A 5,184-nucleotide genomic window follows, 5' to 3' on the forward strand; every position below is an offset into this window, starting at 1 on the left:
GAACCCGGACACGTTCACGGTCTTGGCGCCCGGCCCGGCCAGGCCGGTCAGCACCACGGTGCCGCGCTTGCGGATCGCGGCGAACGCGGCCGACACCACGTCCTCGGTCACCACGCCCATGGTCACGATCGCCTGGTCGGCACCCACGCCCCAGGTCAGCTCCAGCGCCAGCGCCTGCGCCTCCTCGGTCGTCGCGACCGCGTGGGTCGCACCGAAGGTGAACGCGGACTCGCGCTTGAACGCCACCGGGTCGACCGCGATCACGTGCCGCGCCCCGGCGATCGACGCGCCCTGGAGGGCGTTGACCCCGACCCCGCCGACGCCGTACACGAGCGTCGTGTCGCCGGGCTTGACCTCGCCGGCCTTGACCGCCGACCCGAACCCGGTCGGCACGCCGCAGCCGGTCAGCGCGGCGAGCTCGAGCGGGATGTCGTCCTCGATCTTCACCACCGACGCCTCGGACAGCACCGCCGCCTGCGAGAAGGTCCCGAGCAGGCACATCTGCCCGAAGTCGGTCGCCCCCTCGTGGTAGCGGAACGTCCCGTCGGGCAGGCAGTTGTCGTACAGGAACTTGCCGTAGTCGCACAGGTTGGTCTGACCGCGGGCGCAGAACCGGCACTTGCCGCAGACCGGGAGGAAGGAGGCCACCACGAGGTCGCCGACGGCCAGCCTGGTCACCCCGGCGCCCACCTGCTCGACGACGCCGGCCCCCTCGTGCCCGCCGACGATGGGGTACCTGACCGGGATGTCGCCGGTGCGCAGGTGGTCGTCCGAGTGGCACAGCCCGGAGGCGGCGAACCGGACGAGCACCTCGCCGGTCTTCGGCTCGTCGAGGTCAAGCTCGACGATCTCGAACGGCTTGCCGACGTCCCTGAGCACCGCTGCTCGCGTCTTCATGCAACACCCTCCCGGGATATATCCGCAGTTTGAGGGCCATCATCCGCCTAACCGGAAGGGACGGTCAATGAGCGGGCGGCCAATCGCCGGCGGCCAGGACTGTGACCGCCGTCAACGAGCCGCGGACGCGGCCGGGCGGAGGCGCGCGGGTATCGGCCAGGTCACGATAACAGCAACAAGAGGCGAAGGCCCGGGCCCGGGAGGCCCGCGCCGCCGACGGAAAGCTGCAGGTCTGGACGGTGGCGCGTCGAGTGCGACGGGCGATTCCATCGGCCAGCGCTGGTTGCGTCACGCAACCAGCGCTGGCTATCGTCGGGGAATGCTTACTTTCCGGACCTCAGCCAGGCGGTTCGCCGTCGTGGCCGGCATAACGTGCCTCGGCCTGACCGCCGCGGCTTGCAGCAGCTCGTCTTCGTCGTCTTCGTCGGCTCCTGCCTCCACGTCGCCCACCACGTCCGCGTCCGCTCCCGCCAGCTCCGCCGCCGCTCTGCCGAGCGGGGACGTCGATGTGTTCTCCGCCGGATCCCTCGACACCCTCATGACCAAGTCGGTCGGGCCGGCGTTCCACGCCGCGACCGGCTACACCCTGGTCGACACCTCGCACGGATCGGGGACCCTCGAGGCCGACATCAAAGACAAGACCGCCGTGGCCGACGTCTTCGTCAGCGCCTCGCCGACCGATGTGGTCGGCCTCATGGGCGCCAAGAACGGCAACTGGGTCAACTGGTACGCGGACTTCGCCGCGTCCCCGGAGGTCCTCGGGTACTACCCCAAGAGCAAGTTCGCCAAGGACCTGCAGACCATGCCGTGGTATAAGGTGGTCACCATGCCCGGCTTCCGGCTCGGCCGTACCGACCCCTCGCAGGACCCGGGCGGCGTCCTGGCGGCCGAGGCCCTCAACGAGACGGCGACGGCGCAGAATCTCCCGGCGCTGAAGACGCTCGCCACCGAGCAGTCGGACGTGTACTCGGAGGACCCGGAGGAGGCCGACATCCAGACCGGGCAGCTCGACGGCGCGTTCATGTACGAGGCCGACGCCAACTCCCAGGCCAGCCCCTACGTGAAGCTCACCGGCACCAACCTGGCCGGCCAGTACACGATCGCGCTGATCAACAACGCCCCCCACGAGGCCGCGGCCGAGGCCTTCATCAAGTTCCTGCTCGGCCCCACCGGGCAGAGCGAGATGAAGGCCGACAACTTCGAGATCGTCTCGCCGGCCAAGGTGACCGGGACCGGCGTCCCGAGCGCGCTGTCCAGCGTTCTCGGGTCGTGACCTCCGGCAGGTCGCCGGGCCTGCTCCGCGGGCTCGGCGCCCTGCTGGTCCTCTACCTCGCATTTCCCGTCGGCGCGTTCGCCTACCGCGTCCTCGTAGAGCGCGGGGATGAAGGGTGGGGGGTCCCCGGTCTCTGGCCGGCCTTGGTCGTGTCGGTCGAGGGCGCCACGATCTCGCTGCTGATCGGCGTGCTCGGCGGGATACCGCTGGCCTACGTCCTGGCCCGCCGCCGCGGCTGGCTTTCCTCGGTGGTGGGGGTGATCGTCCAGCTCCCGCTGGCGGTGCCGCCGCTGATCAGCGGCATCCTGCTGATCTACATCGTCGGCCCGTACACGCCGCTGGGCCAGCTGTCGGGTGAGCGGCTCACCCAGACGATGTACGGGCTCGTCATCGCCCAGTCGTTCGTCTCCGCGCCGTTCCTGGTGGTGGTGGCGCGCAGCGCCTTCCGGGCCGTCGACCCGTCGCTCGACGACGTCGCCGCCACCCTCGGCCACGGCCCGCTCGCCCGGTTTCTCCGGGTCGACGTGCCCGCCGCGGCGGACGGCCTGCGGACCGGGATGACCCTCATGTGGCTGCGGGCCTTCGGGGAGTACGGCACGACCGTGGTCCTCGCGTATCACCCGTACAGCCTCCCGATCTACGTCGACAACCTGTTCTCCTCCGCGCCGCTCGCGCAGGCCGAGGCGCCCACGGTCCTCGCCTTCGGGGTCGCCGCGCTGGCGATCGCCGTCGTCAACATCCGGCGCCTGCCCAGCGTCCGGCGCCGGCCGATCCCGGCCCCGGTCGCCCCCGTGCTGACGTCGCCGGCGCCGGTCGGCTTCGACATCGACGCCACCGTGGGGACGTTCCGCCTGCGGGTGGCGCACCCAGAAGGCGGCCACCGGCTGGCGATCATCGGACCGTCAGGCTCGGGCAAGTCGGTCACCCTGCGGGTCCTGGCCGGGCTGCTCGGGGCCGGGGCCGGAGCGGTGACCTATAACGGCGTCGACGTGAGCCGCATCGCGACCGAGCGGCGCCGGATCGGCTACGTCCCCCAGGGCTTCGGCCTGATCCCGGGGCGCACGGTCTGGCAGCAGGCGGTCTTCGGCGTCCACGCCGATCCGGCCCGCGCCGCCTGGTGGCTGCAGACGCTCCATCTCGACGGTCTCCTCGACCGGCTGCCCGAGCAGCTGTCGGGCGGGCAGCGGCAGCGGGTCAGCCTGGCCCGGGCGCTGGCCGCGGATCCGCACGTCGTGCTGCTCGACGAGCCGTTCTCCGCACTGGACGCGCCGGTGCGGGCCGAACTGCGGCGGGAGCTGCGGCGCCTGCAGCGCGACGTCAACCTCTCCACCGTCCTCGTCACCCACGATCCGGAAGAGGCGGCGATGCTGGCCGACGAAATCGTGGTCGTGAGCGACGGGCAGGTGCTCCAGTCCGGCAGTTGCCGTGACGTCTACAAGCGGCCTGCCTCGGTCCAGGTCGGTCGCCTGCTCGGCATCGACAACCTCTTCGAGGCCGCGGTCGGCGCCGACGGGACGCTGCTCCCCGACGGCCTCGCCGGAGGTCTGCCGGTCGGCACTCGGTTGCTGTGGCAGGTGCCGCCCGAGGCCGTCCGGGTCCGTCCGGGAGAGTCGCCGCCGGGGGTCGGCCGCTCCGCCGTGGACCTCGGTCAGGGCCGGGTGACCGACGTCATCGACCTCGGGCGGACCGTCGAGGTCGTGGTGGAGTTGTCGCCCGGTGTCGAGCTGCGGGCTCGGACACTCGAGGTGCCCGACCTCCGCGTCGGGGACCCCTGCCGGGTGGAGACCGAGACGGAGGCCATGTCAGTCTGGCGTCCCGCCGGGTGAGGCGATCGGCTTCGCCCGCCCGCACGGTGAAGCGGCAGCGGGGCCGCACCGCCGTGCTAGCCGACCTCGGTGACGTTGCCGTCTTCGACGGCCAGGTGGCGGGTGACCGAGATGCCCTCGATCATCCGCCGGTCGTGCGTGACCAGCAGGAAGGTGCCTGGGTAGCCGTCGAGGGCCGATTCAAGCTGCTCGATGGCGGGCAGGTCGAGGTGGTTGGTCGGCTCGTCGAGGACGAGCAGGTTCACCCCGCGGGCCTGGAGCAGGGCCAGCCCGGCGCGGGTGCGCTCGCCGGGGGACAGGCTGCCGGCCGGCCGCGTGACGTGGTCCGCCTTGAGGCCGTACTTGGCCAGCAGGGTCCTGATCTCGGCCGCAACCATGTCGGGGAGCTGGACGGCGAACGCGTCGAGCAGCGGCTGCTCGCCCCGGAACAGGCTGCGGGCCTGGTCGACCTCGCCGATCATGACGCCGCTGCCCAGCGAGGCCTGCCCCGACGTCAGCGGCACCCGGCCGAGCAGGGCGTCGAGCAGCGTGGACTTGCCCGCGCCGTTCGGCCCGGTGATCGTGACCCGGTCGGCCCAGTCGATCTGCAGGCTGACCGGGCCGAGCCGGAACGCGCCGCGATCGACGACCGCCTCGCGCATGACCGCGGCCACCGAGCCGGAGCGCGGCCCGGCCGCGATCTCCATCTGCAGCTGCCATTCCTTGCGTGGTTCCTCGGCCACCTCGAGCCGGCCGATCATCCGCTCGGTCGCCTTGACCTTGCCCGCCAGCTTCTCCGAGCGGGCGACCTGCGCGTGCAGCACGTGCTTGTCCTTGTCGGTGGCCTTGGACCTCGCCTCGCGGACGCCCTTGTCGGCCCAGCCGATCTGGGTCCGACGCCGGGCCTCAAGCTCCGCCTTGGTCTCCGCGTACTGCTCGTAGTTCTCCCTGGCGTGCCGCCGCGCCGTCTCGCGCTCCTCCAGGTAGCCGGCGTAGCCGCCGCCGTAGAGTCTGGTCTTCTGCTGGGCCAGGTCGAGCTCGAGCACCCGGTCGACGGTCCGCTCGAGGAACGCGCGGTCGTGGCTGACCAGCACCGTCGCCGCCCGCAGCTTGCGGACGAAGTCCTCCAGGATCTCCAGCCCGGCGATGTCGAGGTCGTTGGTCGGCTCGTCGAGCAGGAAGACGTCGTAGCGGGACAGCAGCAGCGAC

4 protein-coding genes are annotated in these 5,184 nt (G+C 71.7%); 2 read left to right on the forward strand and 2 right to left on the reverse strand.

The annotated features are described in order from the left end of the window. Positions 1 to 897: alcohol dehydrogenase catalytic domain-containing protein (locus tag VMF51_RS07720; RefSeq protein ID WP_325473833.1), on the reverse strand; the 897-nt coding region annotated here is incomplete at its 3' end. Between the two features lie 319 nt (positions 898 to 1,216). Here VMF51_RS07720 and VMF51_RS07725 point away from each other — a divergent pair. Together VMF51_RS07725 and VMF51_RS07730 are read left to right on the forward strand one after the other, a co-directional pair. Continuing rightward, a complete protein-coding gene (locus tag VMF51_RS07725; protein WP_325473834.1) occupies positions 1,217 to 2,170 on the forward strand; it encodes an extracellular solute-binding protein in 954 nt (317 codons plus the stop codon). After that, positions 2,167 to 3,996 (forward strand): ATP-binding cassette domain-containing protein, encoded by a 1,830-nt coding sequence (locus tag VMF51_RS07730; protein ID WP_325473835.1) that lies wholly within the window; start codon positions 2,167 to 2,169, stop codon positions 3,994 to 3,996. The genes VMF51_RS07725 and VMF51_RS07730 overlap by 4 nt, the downstream gene beginning before the upstream one ends. A gap of 56 nt (positions 3,997 to 4,052) precedes the next feature. Here the strand turns inward: VMF51_RS07730 and VMF51_RS07735 are convergent. Beyond that, positions 4,053 to 5,184: ATP-binding cassette domain-containing protein (locus VMF51_RS07735; RefSeq protein WP_325473836.1), on the reverse strand; the 1,132-nt coding region annotated here is incomplete at its 5' end.

This window comes from Nocardioides sp., assembly GCF_035503875.1.
Taxonomy (GTDB): domain Bacteria; phylum Actinomycetota; class Actinomycetes; order Propionibacteriales; family Nocardioidaceae; genus Nocardioides.